A 14,296-nucleotide genomic window follows, 5' to 3' on the forward strand; every position below is an offset into this window, starting at 1 on the left:
AGCGGACCCTGACTGTGTTTGCTGTGCTAACCGCATTACTGGCTGCAGCATTCGTTTTGCAGGCACTCGTCGGTTCAAACTGAAGCCTCGAGGCCTGTCCGCCACGGGCCGGCCAAGGATCTTAACCTCCTCACCTACAGCCGCACCTCCTGGTGGCCTCCGATCCAGATGGACTTCCACTACCGACGTTTCACTGCTCTCGGAACCACCTGATCGACGCCTCCAAAATCCGCCCACGGGTCACCCTGAAGATGGGACAGCCGCGCCGCCAGATTGCCAATCCGATACTGGTTGCCGCTGCGGATCGTCGACAGTTCCTCCCACGACAGTGGTGTTGACACCGGAGCTCCAGCCCGGGCTCGCGTGGAATAGGGCGCCACAGCCGTGGCTCCCCGCCCGTTGCGAAGGTAGTCGATGAAGATCCGGCCCGTCCTGGCTCGCTTCGCCATGGTGTCGGTGTACAGGAGAGGGCTCGCCTTCGTCATGGCTGCTGCAACACCGGCCGCAAACGCTTTGGCCTCATCCCAAGAGGCTTTTGGGCGGAGGGGAACCACAACATGCAGACCCTTGCCGCCGGATGTCTTGACGAAGCTCACAAGATCGAGGCCTTGGAGGTAGTGACGCACGTCGATCGCACCCTGAATCACAGCGTCCCAGCTGACGCCGTCCCCCGGATCCAAGTCGAAGATGAGGCAATCAGGCTTCTCCGGGTTTTTCAGCGTCGAGCCCCATGGGTGGATCTCGAGAACGCCGGCTTGCACCAGATCAAGAAGGCCGGACAGGTCCTGGATAGCGACCGCCTCGTCATCGCCCACCCGGACCCTCTGGATGAGATCCTCATCAAGACCTGCCCAAGCGTGCTTCTGGAAAAAGCACTCCTTTTGCGATCCGCCTGGGCAGCGCAGGAGCGAGAGCGGCCGGTTCACGATGTGAGGCAGGATCCAATCGGCGATCTCCGTATAGAACTCGGCGAGACCGAGCTTGGTAATCCCCTCGTCCTCCCACAGCACCCGGCCGGGATGGGTGAGATGGGCTTTCTCAAGGATTGTAGCGCCAGGGCCTGCGTCGGAAGGTGGTTGCCTGACTACCTCCCGCACGACTTCCCGGGGATCCTTGTCCTCGCGCAGCCCTTGGAATGAGCCCTGCCGGACCATGCCGTCATGGGTCCACCCGCGGAACTCGACCTCGGCGACCAACTCGGGCCTGACCCACTTTACCCCCCGACTGGCAGCAGCAGGGAGCTTGCTGGCAAAGGGTGAGGCCTTCATCTCTATAGACGTGAGGGTCTTGTAGAGAGCGCCTGCCACCTCCGATGTGAAGCCCGTGCCAACGCGACCGACAGGGATGAGCTTGCCGGCCTCATAGACACCCATGACCAGAGAGCCCACGGCCTTCTTGCTCGCGCTTGAGGGCATGTATCCGGCGACCACCAACTCCTGGCGCTGCGTGCACTTCGACTTGACCCAGTCGTCGCCTTGACCCGATCTGTAGGGCCGTTCGGCGCGCTTGGAGATGATCCCCTCCAGACCCATCCGGCAGGCGTGCCTAACGAGAGTTGCGCCATCCTCCTCGAGATGGTCGCTGAAGCGGATGGCGCCGCCCTGAGGCAGGTCATCCAGCAGGAGCCGCAAGGCCGCCTTTCGGTCTGCCAGTGTCGCCTTCCTGAGGTCCTCCCCGTCGAGATAAAGCAGATCGAAGACATAGTAGACGAAGCGCTCACCCTTCCCGCCCTTGAGCTCCTGCTGCAGCGCCGAGAAGCTTGAAACTCCTGCCTCATCCTCCACGACGATTTCGCCGTCGAGCAACGCTGATGGGACCTTTAGATCCTTCAGCGCTTTGGCGACAGGCTTGAACTTCGCTGTCCAGTCGAGACCCTTCCGTGTCAAAAGTTGGACTTGGCCGCCATCGATGCGGGCCTGCATGCGGTAACCATCGAGTTTGATCTCGTGCAGCCAGTTGCCACCCCTTGGGGCACTCTCAACCAGTTGTGCCAGGGACGGCTCGACAAAGGCCGGGAGAATGCCTTTCTTAGCTCCCGCGATCTTGGTCGGCCGCTTCGGCTTGCTGGCTCGCGCCTTGGCTACGTTCTCGCGCGCGGCATGATCGACGCGGACCTCGCCTTCCGCTGCAAGCTCCTCGATCGTCCGACCCGATTTGAGCGAAGTCGTCGCCTCCTCCAGGATGTCAGGATCCTCAGAGGTGCGGGCAGCCTCATCGTCGGACTTGAGCAGCAGCCACTGCTCATTCCTCTCGCCCGGCTTGCCGCGGGTCCGCACGAGATGCCACTTGCCCTTGAGACGCTCGCCTTCGAGGGTAAAGGTCAATCGGCCCCGGGCATAATTCGCGTGCGGGTCGCCTTCAGGAATCCAGCGGCCCTGATCCCAGACGATCATGGTCCCCCCGCCATATTGGCCGGCCGGGATAACGCCCTCGAAATCAATGTACCGCAGAGGATGATCCTCTGTATGGACTGCAAGCCGCTTCTCGCCCGGGACCAGGCTCAGGCCTCTTGTGACTGCCCAACTCTTGAGGACTCCATTGAGCTCCAGCCGCAGATCGTAGTGCAGGCGGCGAGCATCATGCTTCTGCACCACGAAGCGGTCGCCCTGAGACTCGGCTCTCCTCGCCTTGGGTTCGCTCGTGACGGAGAAGTCGCGTTTCGCTCGGTAGGTGGCGAGAGAAACGGAAGTTCTTTTCGTGGCAGTTCGGCCTCGCGACGGTACCTTTCGGGCTTTCGGACGGGCTGATGCCGCGACCATGACACTCTCCTACGCAACACAACTCGTCGGGATTAGCCGGCCTTGCGAGCCTTCGTCTTGGGCGCGGGCTTTTTCGCTGCCTTGGACTTCGCTACGGCTTTCTTCGCCGGAGCAGCCTTCTTGCCCGTGGATCCTGCCTTCTCCGCCGAGACACTGCGCTTGAGCGCATCCATCAGATTGACGACATTCGACGGTTTCTCGGACGACACCGCTTTCAGAGGCTTGCCGGCCTGCTTCGATCTCAGCAGCTCGGCGACTGCTTCCTCGTATCGATCGTCAAATTGCTTCGGATCGAAGTGGGCCGCCTTGCTGTCGATGATGTGGGCAGCGAGATCCTTCATCTCCTTGGGATACTTCACCTCGCTGATCTCGTCGAAGACTTTGTCCTCGTCGCGAACCTCGTCGGCTGCGTGCAGCGTCGTGCCGACAAGGCCCTCGTCCAAAGGCTCCAGCAGGATCATGCGCTCACGCCGCGCCAGCACGATGCGGGCGATGCCAGCCATGCCCTTGTCGCGGATCGCATCGCGGATGACGCAGAAGGCTTCATTCGACACCTTGTCAGTCGGAGCGATGTAGTAGGCGGTATCGAGAAAGCGCTCATCGACCTCCTCGCGCGGCACGAAGCTTTCGATGTCGATGGTATGGGTGCTTTCCACCTTGAGGGCGTCAAGTTCCTCGTCCTCGACCTGGATGTAGCTGCCCTTGCCGACCGCGAAGCCTTTGACCTGGTCTTCGCTCTCGACGACCTCTTCCGTCTCGCTGTCGACGAACTGGCGCTTCACGCGATTGCCGGTTTTGCGATTGAGGGTGTTGAACCGGATCTTCCCACCTGACGATGTGGAGGGATATAGGCCGACCGCACAGGACACGAGAGAGAGCTTGATATGACCTTTCCAAACCGTCCGTTCAGCCATGGGTAGAACTCCCAGTGATGCGCTACTATGTGACAGGCCCGCCAACTTTGACCGGTCCCCTCACGAGTCAGCAACGTCGCCCCGAAATGACTCGTTCCGAGTTCTCCACAGGTGTCTCTGGGTTTGTTGAAGGCCCAGGAAACCACTCTCCCTTGTGGCGCATTTTGGAACCGGGATTGTTGTGTAAGGAGTAACGGAATGTCTGATGACAAAACCAATCGCGGTGGTGCTGATCGGGGCCGGGTCTCCGGCGGAGAAGGGTACGAGGTCGGCTACTTTGCCCGGAAGCACGGCATCAGTGTTACGCAGGCTGAAGAATTGATCAAAGAGCATGGGAACAGCCGCGAGAAGCTCGATGCTGCGGCTGGAAAGCTCAAGCGGGGCGAACCCCAAACAGTACACTGCTCAGACCTCGAAGTTGAGTGAGCACCGCATCTATGTTGGGACCGCTGCTTGGGCGATCCCAAAGCAATACGACGATGCTTTCCCGCGCGAGGGCAGCCATCTCGTGCGCTACGCGAGCCGGTTCAACGGCGTCGAGATCAACTCCTCCTTTTATCGCCCGCATCGCTTGTCGACCTATCAGCGCTGGGCCGGTGATGTCCCGGATCACTTCCGCTTTGCCGTGAAGATGCCGAAGACGATCACCCACGAAAGCCGTCTGCGCGATGTCGACGAGCCGTTGCAGCGCTTTCTGGGAGAGATCGGCGGACTGGGCCCAAAGCTCGGGCCGGTCCTGATTCAGCTTCCTCCAAGCTTGAAGTTTGATCCTGCAGTTGTGGGGCCATTTATCGAGACGGTTCGAGCCTCTTTCGGCGGAGACGTTGTCTGTGAGCCCCGGCATGCGTCATGGTTCAACGCCGATGTCGATGCCTTTCTCGTGGAGCAGCGGATTTCCCGGGTGGCTGCCGACCCCAAGCCTCATCCAAATGCCGGAACTCCCGGCGGCTGGACTGGGCTGGTCTACTACCGCCTACATGGGTCGCCGAAGATGTATTACTCGGCGTACTCACAAGAGGCCATCGCTGAAGCCGTCGAGACGCTTGGGGATCATGCGGACGCCGGACGAGCAGCATGGTGCATTTTCGACAATACGGCTGCTTTCGCGGCGACCGGTGATGCGCTGAGCACATTGAAGCTTTTTCAGTCTCAGGCGCCTGACGATGGTTAGTTCGCCACAGGCTCCCTTCAACGCAATCGTAGCATTGCCTAGGTCACTGACTCATAAAGCACATCCAGATTTTGGCTGAAGCGAGTTTGACGAGAGCAATGTAGTTTTCGCTTCGATTGCAACTATATGTTCCCGATCGTCAACCGGTTCGGCACCGGCTACGTCACCAAGGATCAGGTGCGCCAGCACTACGCCGATCCCGGATAGTTCAACGGCTCCCCCTGACGCGCCGAAGCCCCCTATCCTTCAACGACTTCGCTGATCTGCACGATGGGGGTGATGTCCGTATAGTTGGCGACATCCGCGGCGATCTCCGCGCGGTGGGGACCCAATGCCTCCTGGAATATCGCCAGGTTCGGCGAGTAGACGTGGCACGCCGCGACGAACTCCGGTGCGCTTCCAAGTTCGCGACCCGCAAGGCCCTTATCGATCTCGTAGCGCACGCAGGCATCGCCGAGCCGTTCCTGGATCAGTGGCATGTGGCGGGTGCGGTAGTAGTCGTGATCGAACTTCGAGCCGCCATTGGCCGGATAGTAGACGCTCATCTTGATCATGATCGGGCTCCTGTCTGAACGTCTCTCCGAGCGTCCGAGGGGCCTTTATAGGTCATCGAATCGTAAAGCGCATCCAGATTTTGGCTGAAGCGAGTTTGACGAGAGCAAGCCCGCGCGGCTTGCTCGGTAGCAGCGGCTTGATCACCGACCACTCGAAATCCGTCAACTCGTAGCGACGCTGGCCGATCAGCACCTTGCAAGAAATGTTGACAGCTTAAGGGAAAATGGAAGAGCGATCACGTCCTTCCATTATTGATTTGTAGCGGGCCCCCGGCTTGCGGCAAGCCCCCCGTCATGGCCCATAAACGCTGCCCTCGATCAAACATGAGGGAGCTTTGAAAATGCGTGTGTTGTTGTCGACCTATGGGTCGCGTGGGGACATCCAGCCCTTGGCGGCGCTTGGCCAGGCCTTGCAGACGATTGGCGTGGGGGCGCTGATCTCCGCTCCGGCCGATGCGGAGTTTGTCGAGGTGCTGGAGCGGGAGGGACTTCCGCTGGTACCGGCCTTCATGCCGGTGCGCCAGTGGATCGCGCAGGCGAAGCAATCAGGTCTGCGCCTCCCCGAGCTCGCGGCTAAGATGGTTCCGGCTCAGTTCGATGCGATTGCTGCGGTGGCTGAGGGCTGCGATGCCATCGTCGCAACTGGCCTGTTCCCGTCGGTTGCGGCGGCACAGGCCGTGGCTGAGAAGCTGGGTATTCATTTCAGTTGGGCAGCCTTTTGTCCGCTCATGGCGCCGTCGCCGCACCATCCACCTATGGAGTATCCAGGCTGGCCGCACCCGCCGGAACTGACCGATAACCTGGCCCTGTGGGAGTTCAACGCACAGGCGAAGAACGCGCTCTTCGGCGTGGCGGTCAACACCCACCGCGTCTCAATCGGCTTATCAGGGGTGGACAATGTCCGCGATCATGTCTTCACACATCGACCATGGCTGGCATCGGATCCGACCTTGAGCCCATGGCAACCAAACGACCTGACCGAGGCCATTCAGACCGGCGCCTGGATCCTGCCGGACAAGCGCCCGCTCCCGGGTGGACTACAAGCGTTTCTGGATGCAGGCGATCCCCCGGTTTATGTTGGCTTCGGCAGCATGGCCATGCACGCCACGGAAGACCCTGTCCGCATCGCCATTGAATCAGTTCGCGCGCAGGGCCGGCGCGTGATCATCGCCCAGGGCTGGGCCAATCTGGCTCTTATTGATGATCAGGAAGACTGCTTTGCTGTCGGTGAGGTTAACCAGCAGGCGCTCTTCACGCGGGTCGCCGCCGTCGTGCATCATGGCGGTGCCGGAACGACCACGGCCGCCGCACGCGCTGGCGCACCTCAGGTGGTGGTGCCCCAGGTTGCCGATCAGCCCTACTGGGCCAGTCGTGTCAGCGAACTCGGCATTGGTGCGGCGCACGATAGCCCTATTCCGAGAACCGAGACGCTCTTGGCTCCGCTCAGGACAGCGCTGGCGCCGGAGACCCGCAATCGGGCGGCCACCATCGCCAAGACCATCCGCAGCGACGGAGCGGTGGTTGCTGCCGAATTGCTGATTGCTGCAATCCGCAAAGGAAGCCAGTAGGGCTCGATCCGCCATACCCAGAGCCTGAACGGCGTCTGAGAGACAATGGAAAAGCCCAGGCTCCGGGGCGAACGGACAGGGTGCCTTCGCACCTCTGCCTCGCGCACTACGGGCCTGGGCTGATAGGGTACCAGACGGGCGCTCGCATCGTCAGGCGAGCACAGGAATAAGCCGTATCGGATTGCATCCGTCCTAACACGACTACCTCGACGCTGGCGGTGACGCCCGCCGCTGTCGAAGTCTACAACAATGTCCGCTGGGGTAAGGCTGATATAAGGATTGATATACAATTCGCAAGCTGGGCAGGGCGAACATTTGGTCGCACCGTCGGCCTGATTTGAGGGCCAGAATGCTCAAAGGCGGAACCTTGACCGTAAGCCGACGTTCCCTTTGGAGGACATTAGGAGCTCACATGCAGGCGATTGGTCTGAACAACGTTGCGCAAGCGAGTTTGGTCGCATTGGTGCTCGGCGGATCGACTCTGGTGAGTACAGCGGTCGCTGTAGCCGCGGATCTCCCTCCCTATTTCGAGGATCAAGGAGCGGTTCTGGAGCGCCTACCCGTCCCGTCTCGGCTCGCGATCGAGGAGACGTATATCGCGCCGCCGGTCGAGCACAGGATCATTGAGCGCCGCGTGATCAAACGCCGCTTTGTCGACGGCTATGAGGGGCCAGGTCTTGTCCCACAGCAGCCTCTGCCGATTGTGCCTCTGGAGTATAGCCAAGGGTATGAGGGACCCGCCTTGGTCCCTTCCCGGGAGGTCCCGATCGTCTCGGTGCAGCCGGTCGTGCCTCCACCTGTATACTGGGAGAGAGTTGTCGACATCCCTACGCCAGTCGAGGAGTGCCGCGTCGTCGTGACGAAGCGGATCGACGCCTTTGGTGATGTCACAGTCCGCCGAACCAAAGTGTGCGACTGAGTCCTGCTCCCCGCAGCCATTACTCTTATCGTCCTCCTTGCTCCTGCAGGGAGATCCCCGCCAGCACTTTCAGCTCGCCGTCTTCCCGATCCAGGTCGATCAAATGGTTGTTCTTGGGGATTACCAACCCCTCCCCGCCTTTTGCAGCTTGGACAGGGCGGTGGAGGTGACAGCCGAGCGCTCTCCCGACGAAGTCTCGGTGCCGGTAAGCCGCGCAGTTGCCTGCCCAGGACCTGAAAGGCTCCCTTCAATCCGAATGCTCTGATCAGGAACCTTCCAGGTGAAACGCTGGCCTGTCTGCTCCCATTGCTCTGGCCACTCTCCGGGCTTCGTTCGGGATGCATCAAAGATGTAGGGGCTGACCTCGTTGTTCTCCAACTCGCCCCCTCCGCCCCCTCCGCCCGGATAGAACGTGATCACGAACTGAGACTGATCGGTCGAGCGGGTGCATTGCCAGAGCGAGCCTGCAAGGCTCAAGCCGTCAGCCAGAGTTGCGGCAGGACCAAAGACAATCCTGATCGCAGCAAGCAGAAAGCCCCTCATGGTTCTATCTCCGGCTTAAGGAACGACGGCGCGGCACGGTAGTCTGTGGTTCGTGACCAAATTTGTTTTTCTTCCGAGGAGCAGACCTCTCTCAGCAGGACATGGATGGCGAGCAGCCAATCGCCACTTGCGAACAAAACCAGAAACAAGGATCAATCGTCCGAGAAGAAACGTGGGACGATTCGTCAGTGTCCATTTCGGCCGGTTATCTCGACAAGCTCAACCCGGAACAGCGTCGGGCGGTGGAGCACGGTTTCACTGACGGGAGGGCTCCAACATCCACGTGCCCGCTCTTGGTGATCGCAGGAGCTGGCTCGGGCAAGACCAACACCCTGGCCCACCGGGTGGCTCATCTGATCGTCAACGGAGCCGATCCACGTCGCATCCTTCTTCTGACCTTCTCCCGCCGGGCGGCCGCCGAGATGGCGCGCCGGGTCGAGCGGATTTCCGCACAGGTCTTGGGCCAGAGCGCGGGTGTGATGACCGATGCTCTCACCTGGGCCGGAACGTTCCACGGCAGCGGCGCGAGGCTCCTGCGCGACTACGCACTTGAGATCGGCTTGGATCCCGCCTTCTCGATCCATGACCGGAAGGACTCGGCCGACCTGATGAACCTCGTGCGACACGAACTCGGTTTCTCGTCGACGGAGAGCCGCTTTCCCCCCAAAGGCACCTGTCTTGCGGGTTCTGTCGCGAATATTGGATGAGGACAGGAAGTGGGCTATCCCACCCGCAGGCCTCACGCAACCAAGATGTGGAATTGCTCGGTGAGGCATAGCTGCGAACTAGGAGCATACTTCGCCTGTCCCTTGCGCATCATGTGAACCATTTCGATTCCACCCAGGATTGCCCGAGCGGATGCCATCGACTTGAACCCGAGCATCGGTCGGATCCGTCGCTTGACTGCACGATGATCCTGCTCAATGCGATTGTTGAGGTAGGCACTCTGCCGGATCCGGATCGGCTTCAGCTCGCGTCTCGACCGATCCTGAAGCCGATCTGCAGTGTCACACAGCAGGACGGCTTCACGATTAGTCTGACTGCCGTCGATGACAATCTGCTCGGGTCGGCCATGCCGCTTGAGTGCCTTGCGCAGAAACCTTTTGGCCGCAGCGAGGTTTCGCCGCTCCCTGAACCAGAACTCAACCGTGTCGCCGTTGCTGTCAATGGCCCGGTAGAGATACCGCCACTGACCACGAACCTTCATATATGTTTCGTCAATATGCCATCTGCTGGTGACGGGGCGCTTGCGCTGATTGAACTGTTCCAGCAGGAGCGGCGTGTAGTAGAAAGTCCAGCGATGAACGGTCGTATGATCCACGGAGATGCCGCGCTCAGCCATCATCTCCTCGAGGTTTCTCAAGCCTAGATCATACGCTAGGTACCAGCGGACGCACAGCAGGATCACTGAGCGATCGAAATGACGGCCCTTGAACATCGTGCACCTCCGGAGCTTGCCGGAGGCATAAACCGAACTCAGTTACTGAAGAGTTCGCAACAAATCCTCTCGATGATCAGACGATCACTGCAGGCGATCTGGTCGTTCCCTTCGCGGTCGATCCCTTCCGGCGCATGAAACGTCTGAATGGCTGGCCGATATCGACCCAACCCTCGTTCACAGCAATGCGGCTGAAAAATGCGCTTCGAAGGATGCGGAAAGACGCCCGTGGGCCCTGGTCTCCCCGCCGTAACAGAGTGGCTTTTGCGGTTCGACGGAAGCATCCAGCCCGAGCGCGCCGGCCGCATCCACTTGCCATTGATATCTGAACCACTAGGATGCCGTTAAGCGCCGCCGACAGGCGTGGGAAACGCCGAGCCTCATGCTGACATCACCGATTGCTCCAGCCGTCTCACTCCGCAATATGGCCATTACCTTCGGATCGAAGGTCGGAGGCTACACCGCCGTGCAGGGAATTGACCTCGCTGCGCAGCCGGGTGAATTCATCGCGATCGTCGGACCGACGGGTTGCGGCAAGTCCACCCTGCTCAATGCGTCTGCGGGGCTGCTCAAGCCGTCGAGCGGTGATGTGGAGATTTTGGGCGTGCCGCTGCAAGGTCTCAACGGCCGGGCAGGATACCTCTTCCAGCAGGATGCCCTGATGCCGTGGAAGACGGCGCTTCAGAACGTGGCGGTCGCTCTGGAGCCGAAGGGAACGTCGCATGCCGATGCCGAAATGAAGGCCCGCGAGTGGCTGCGCCGGGTCGGCTTGGCTGCCTTCGTGGACCGCTATCCGCACATGATGTCCGGCGGGCAACGAAAGCGGGTCGCCTTGGCGCAGATGCTCATCCGCGATCCCGAGATCCTGCTGATGGACGAGCCTTTCGGGCCGCTCGACGCACAGACCCGGCAGATCATGGGCAACCTGCTCCTGGATCTGTGGGCGGCCGATCGCAAGGCGGTGCTGTTCGTCACGCACGATCTGGAGGAGGCGATCGCCCTTTCGGACCGGGTCGTGGTCATGTCGGCCGGTCCTGCCGCCCGTATCATCGGGGACTTCCCGGTCACGCTGCCACGCCCCCGTGACATCGCAGAGATTCGCCTCGAACCTGCCTTCCATCACATTCACAAGGAAATCTGGGCAAGCCTTCGCGTCGAGGTGCAGAAGGCCTACGCGCAGGGAGAAGGAGCCTCCGCATGAACCGGATGAAGCTGGTCCTGCTCCAAGTCGCAGTCGGTCTGGGCTTTCTGCTGCTCTGGCACGTCCTGACGGCCTATCCGATCCTCGCCCCGACCAAACAGACGCAGTTCTTCTTCTCGACGCCGGCCGACGTGCTGGCGCGAGTCTGGAAGGAACTCACCTCCACCGAGATCTGGGGGCATCTCTGGATCACGCTGCTGGAGACGGTTCTCGCCTTCGCGTTTGGAGCCGGGGGCGGCATCCTGTTCGGCTTCCTGTTCGCCCGGCGAGAATTGCTGGCCGCCGTGTTCGATCCCTACATCAAGGCCGCGAACGCTCTGCCGCGCGTGGTGCTCGCGCCCATCTTCGCCTTATGGTTCGGATTGGGCATCTGGTCCAAGGTGGCCCTCGGCTTCACCCTGGTGTTCTTCATCGTGTTCTTCAACGTGTATCAGGGCGTGCGCGAGGTGAGCCCGGTTGTGCTCGCCAATGCGCGCATGCTCGGATTGAACGAGCGTCAGCTCCTGCGCCATGTTTATTGGCCGGCGGCTCTGACCTGGATGTTTTCATCCCTGCACACCTCCGTGGGTTTCGCGCTCGTGGGCGCGGTCGTGGGTGAATATCTCGGCTCCTCGGCCGGACTCGGCTACAAGATTCACGAGGCGGAAAGCGTCTTCGACGTAACCGGCGTCTTTGCCGGCATGGTCATCCTTTCGATCTTCGTCATCCTCATCGACGCGTTCGTGACGATGATCGAAAGGCGGCTCCTCGTCTGGCGCCCCGCCCCGTCGACAAACGGGCAGGGATAGGGAATCCTTCGCTGCTAGAATCTGCATCCAAGCAGGGAGATCAGGATGGAACGCCGTCAATTTCTCATCGGAGCGGGCGCGGCCGCTCTGACCGCAGGGCTCAGCTCGAGCGCCTTCGCGCAGGAGAAGCCCGAGAAGAGCAAGGTCACTCTGGGCGTGGGCGGCAAGCCCCTGCTCTATTACTTGCCGCTGACGATTGCCGAGCGGAGAGGCTTCTTCAAGGAGGAAGGGCTTGAGGTCGAGATCAACGATTTCGGCGGCGGCGCCAAGTCGCTCCAGGCGCTGATCGGCGGTTCTGTCGACGTGGTGACCGGCGCCTTCGAGCATACCATCCGTATGCAGGCCAAGGGTCAGGACGTGCGCGCCATTACCGAGCTCGGCCGCTTCCCGGCCATCGTGATCGCGGTCAAGAAGGACAAGGCCGGCCAAGTCAAGTCCGCGGCCGATTTCAAGGGTCTTAAGATCGGCGTAACGGCACCGGGTTCCTCCACGGCCCTGACCACGCAATATGCCATGGTGAAGGCCGGACTGAAGCCCACGGACGCCGCCCTGATCGGCGTTGGATCGGGCGCGAGCGCCGTCGCGGCCATGCAGAAGGGCGAGATCGAGGTGATCGCGCATCTCGACCCAGTGATTTCGAAGCTGGAGTCGGAGGGCGAAATTGCCATCCTGATCGACACCCGGACCGAGGCGGGCACGCGGGCGCTCTTCGGCGGGTCGAATCCGGCCGCGACCCTCTACACCAAGAAGGACTTCATTGACGCCAACCCGGTGACGACGCAGCGCCTCGTCAATGCCTTTATGAAGTCGCTCAAGTGGCTCCAGACAGCCAAGCCGGAGGACGTCGCCGACACGGTCGCGCCTGAATATCACCTTGGTGACAAGCCGCTTTATATCAAGGCGGTGCAGAACTCGCTGGAGAGCTATTCCCGGACCGGCATCGTGCCGCCCGACGGCATGGCGAGCGTCATGGACATGCTGAAGATGCTCGATCCGGAGCTGAAGGATGCTAAGGTCGATCTTGCTGCCACCTTCGATGACCGGTTCGTCAAGAATGCCGCGGCTTGAACCTGATCCAGAGACAGCCCGCAAACTGGCAGAACCGCCCTCGTCGGGTGGTTCTGCCGTGCGGTGCAGGCGCGGGTGATGATGCTCGAGCAGGGCCTCCCCGTCGACGATCGGGACCTGATGCAGTCCTGCCTCTGCCATGCGAGGCACCAGTTCTGCCAGGGAAGTGTCCTCCCGGGCCGTCTGAACGGGTGATGTCATGATTTCCCCGACCTTGCGGTCGAGGCGGATCACCCGTCGGGCGATCTCAGGAACACTCATTCTCAATCCCGGGCGCGCATCCCAGTCAATGTGCCAGATTAGGTCGGTCTGAGTGACGATCCCCGTCACCTTGCGCGTGCCGGAGACGACGGGCAACGCTTTGATGCGATGCTTCTGAAAGAGCTGCCATGCCTCTCGCAGGCGCGTCTCTGGGGTGACCGCTGCCACGTCCCGCGACATGATCTCGGCACAGGTCATTCCTTCGAAACGCCGGTTGTAGGCCTGCATCTCCACCTGCTGGAACAGGTTCTCCAGGCTGTCGCGATCCATGTCGATGACCTGGTCGTACCGGTAGAGAACAAGATCGATTCCGCTGGTTCTGACCCCCACGCGCTCCATGGGTGCGGGGTCGGTGGTCCGGTGCCGGCTCACCGGAGCGGGCTTGGACAGGTGGGGATAGCGTTTGCCGGTCAGGTTGTTGAAGACGAGCGCAAACGCGAGCATCATCAGCGAACCGGTCCCAACCGGCCAAATGACGAAGCCGAATCCCGCCGCCTTGATCGCCGGACCACCGAGAACGGCGATGAGTGCCAGGGCACCGCTCGGCGAGTGGAGGCACCGCAGGACGAACATCGCCGCTGCCGACAGGGTTCCGGCCGCGGCAGCCCCGAGGAGCTCCTCTGAAATCCACCGGGCGCAGGCGACCCCTATGGCCGAGATCATGTTCCCGCTGAGGATCGACCACGGCTGCGCCAGCGGGCTCCCCGGCAGCGCGAACAGGAGTATCGCGGACGCTCCCAGGGGAGCACTGAGAAGAGGCAGCCCGTCCACCAGCCCACGGGAGCCCATTCTGATCAGGCCCAGGATGACAAAGCCCGTCAGGACACCGGCGCAGATCCGAACCTGCTCAACGCGGCTGACATGGGTGAGATCGGGAATGAGGCGTTTGAACAGGGACACGAATCGAAGCAGGTTGTTTTCCGAAAACGGCGGAGAGCAGGTGTCGTCTCCGAGCCTCCCGTCTTCGCGGGAGCGTTCTAAGTCCGGGAAACACGCGACTCCTAGAGCGTGCAGCATTTGCGTGGAATCGGGAGAGCTGATTCCATAGGGTTGATTGTGATCGGCCGGGAGGCATCCCATGCCAGCTCCTCTGTCCCGAGACTTGCGTGAGC

Annotated in this window: 12 protein-coding genes and 3 pseudogenes; 8 read left to right on the plus strand and 7 right to left on the minus strand. The window is 61.2% G+C overall.

Annotated features, from left to right (window positions below; translation table 11 throughout):
* Window positions 1–179 precede the first annotated feature (179 nt).
* Entirely contained in the window at window positions 180–2,759 is a 2,580-nt protein-coding gene (gene ligD / locus E4K09_RS02945) for a DNA ligase D (RefSeq protein ID WP_134495079.1), read from the minus strand.
* A 32-nt stretch (window positions 2,760–2,791) separates the two neighbouring features.
* A complete protein-coding gene (ku, locus tag E4K09_RS02950) occupies window positions 2,792–3,673 on the minus strand; it encodes a non-homologous end joining protein Ku (RefSeq protein ID WP_134495081.1) in 882 nt (293 codons plus the stop codon).
* A 198-nt stretch (window positions 3,674–3,871) separates the two neighbouring features.
* Between ku and E4K09_RS02955 the strand changes: the two genes are divergently transcribed.
* A complete protein-coding gene (locus tag E4K09_RS02955) occupies window positions 3,872–4,099 on the plus strand; it encodes a DUF3606 domain-containing protein (protein ID WP_134495083.1) in 228 nt (75 codons plus the stop codon).
* Window positions 4,029–4,844: a DUF72 domain-containing protein gene (locus tag E4K09_RS02960; protein ID WP_134495085.1), complete on the plus strand. Its 816-nt coding sequence runs from the start codon at window positions 4,029–4,031 to the stop codon at window positions 4,842–4,844. Before E4K09_RS02955 ends, E4K09_RS02960 begins: the two co-directional genes overlap by 71 nt.
* 239 nt (window positions 4,845–5,083) lie before the next feature.
* On the opposite strand, the gene E4K09_RS02965 is transcribed toward E4K09_RS02960, so the two are convergent.
* Together E4K09_RS02965 and E4K09_RS29580 are read right to left on the minus strand one after the other, a co-directional pair.
* Window positions 5,084–5,398, minus strand: a complete 315-nt coding sequence (locus tag E4K09_RS02965) for an EthD family reductase (protein ID WP_134495087.1) — start codon at window positions 5,396–5,398, stop codon at window positions 5,084–5,086.
* Between the two features lie 97 nt (window positions 5,399–5,495).
* Window positions 5,496–5,585: pseudogene (locus tag E4K09_RS29580) on the minus strand (IS5/IS1182 family transposase); the annotation flags it as partial.
* 154 nt (window positions 5,586–5,739) lie between these two features.
* Between E4K09_RS29580 and E4K09_RS02975 the strand changes: the two are divergent.
* Both E4K09_RS02975 and E4K09_RS02980 read left to right on the plus strand, forming a co-directional pair.
* Window positions 5,740–6,966, plus strand: a complete 1,227-nt coding sequence (locus E4K09_RS02975; protein WP_134495089.1) for a glycosyltransferase — start codon at window positions 5,740–5,742, stop codon at window positions 6,964–6,966.
* A gap of 412 nt (window positions 6,967–7,378) precedes the next feature.
* Window positions 7,379–7,885 (plus strand): hypothetical protein, encoded by a 507-nt coding sequence (locus E4K09_RS02980; protein WP_134495091.1) that lies wholly within the window; start codon window positions 7,379–7,381, stop codon window positions 7,883–7,885.
* A 120-nt stretch (window positions 7,886–8,005) separates the two neighbouring features.
* Here the strand turns inward: E4K09_RS02980 and E4K09_RS02985 are convergent, their stop codons facing one another.
* On the minus strand, window positions 8,006–8,428 hold the full coding sequence (locus tag E4K09_RS02985) for a hypothetical protein (RefSeq protein ID WP_244610335.1): 423 nt from the start codon (window positions 8,426–8,428) through the stop codon (window positions 8,006–8,008).
* Between the two features lie 194 nt (window positions 8,429–8,622).
* Here E4K09_RS02985 and E4K09_RS02990 point away from each other — a divergent pair.
* A pseudogene (locus E4K09_RS02990) lies at window positions 8,623–9,111 on the plus strand (UvrD-helicase domain-containing protein); the annotation flags it as partial.
* Between the two features lie 56 nt (window positions 9,112–9,167).
* On the opposite strand, the gene E4K09_RS02995 reads toward E4K09_RS02990, so the two are convergent.
* Window positions 9,168–9,866, minus strand: a complete 699-nt coding sequence (locus tag E4K09_RS02995) for an IS6 family transposase (protein WP_134495093.1) — start codon at window positions 9,864–9,866, stop codon at window positions 9,168–9,170.
* A gap of 385 nt (window positions 9,867–10,251) precedes the next feature.
* On the opposite strand from E4K09_RS02995, the gene E4K09_RS03000 reads away from it, so the two are divergent.
* Genes E4K09_RS03000 through E4K09_RS03010 form a run of 3 tightly spaced genes read left to right on the plus strand, consistent with a single transcriptional unit; the run spans window position 10,252 to window position 12,923 of the window.
* Window positions 10,252–11,067 (plus strand): ABC transporter ATP-binding protein, encoded by an 816-nt coding sequence (locus tag E4K09_RS03000; RefSeq protein ID WP_425293808.1) that lies wholly within the window; start codon window positions 10,252–10,254, stop codon window positions 11,065–11,067.
* A complete protein-coding gene (locus E4K09_RS03005) occupies window positions 11,064–11,855 on the plus strand; it encodes an ABC transporter permease (RefSeq protein ID WP_134495097.1) in 792 nt (263 codons plus the stop codon). Before E4K09_RS03000 ends, E4K09_RS03005 begins: the two co-directional genes overlap by 4 nt.
* Window positions 11,856–11,900: 45 nt before the next feature.
* Window positions 11,901–12,923, plus strand: coding sequence for an ABC transporter substrate-binding protein (locus E4K09_RS03010; protein WP_134495099.1), 1,023 nt, complete (start codon window positions 11,901–11,903; stop codon window positions 12,921–12,923).
* Between the two features lie 108 nt (window positions 12,924–13,031).
* Here the strand turns inward: E4K09_RS03010 and E4K09_RS30950 are convergent.
* Window positions 13,032–14,264: pseudogene (locus tag E4K09_RS30950) on the minus strand (HPP family protein); the annotation flags it as partial.
* Between the last annotated feature and the right edge of the window lie 32 nt (window positions 14,265–14,296).

Origin of the sequence: Microvirga pakistanensis, from assembly GCF_004458765.1 — a bacterium.
GTDB lineage: Bacteria > Pseudomonadota > Alphaproteobacteria > Rhizobiales > Beijerinckiaceae > Microvirga > Microvirga pakistanensis.

Excerpts from the sequence above, each read along its gene's own strand:
- E4K09_RS02960 (WP_134495085.1), top strand. The coding sequence starts at position 4,029 with ATGCTGCGGCTGGAAAGCTCAAGCGGGGCGAACCCCAAACAGTACACT.
- E4K09_RS03010 (WP_134495099.1), top strand. The coding sequence starts at position 11,901 with ATGGAACGCCGTCAATTTCTCATCGGAGCGGGCGCGGCCGCTCTGACC.
- E4K09_RS02995 (WP_134495093.1), bottom strand. The coding sequence starts at position 9,866 with ATGTTCAAGGGCCGTCATTTCGATCGCTCAGTGATCCTGCTGTGCGTC.
- E4K09_RS03005 (WP_134495097.1), top strand. The coding sequence starts at position 11,064 with ATGAACCGGATGAAGCTGGTCCTGCTCCAAGTCGCAGTCGGTCTGGGC.
- E4K09_RS02965 (WP_134495087.1), bottom strand. The coding sequence starts at position 5,398 with ATGATCAAGATGAGCGTCTACTATCCGGCCAATGGCGGCTCGAAGTTC.
- E4K09_RS02985 (WP_244610335.1), bottom strand. The coding sequence starts at position 8,428 with ATGAGGGGCTTTCTGCTTGCTGCGATCAGGATTGTCTTTGGTCCTGCC.
- E4K09_RS02955 (WP_134495083.1), top strand. The coding sequence starts at position 3,872 with ATGTCTGATGACAAAACCAATCGCGGTGGTGCTGATCGGGGCCGGGTC.
- ligD (WP_134495079.1), bottom strand. The coding sequence starts at position 2,759 with ATGGTCGCGGCATCAGCCCGTCCGAAAGCCCGAAAGGTACCGTCGCGA.
- E4K09_RS02975 (WP_134495089.1), top strand. The coding sequence starts at position 5,740 with ATGCGTGTGTTGTTGTCGACCTATGGGTCGCGTGGGGACATCCAGCCC.
- E4K09_RS02980 (WP_134495091.1), top strand. The coding sequence starts at position 7,379 with ATGCAGGCGATTGGTCTGAACAACGTTGCGCAAGCGAGTTTGGTCGCA.
- ku (WP_134495081.1), bottom strand. The coding sequence starts at position 3,673 with ATGGCTGAACGGACGGTTTGGAAAGGTCATATCAAGCTCTCTCTCGTG.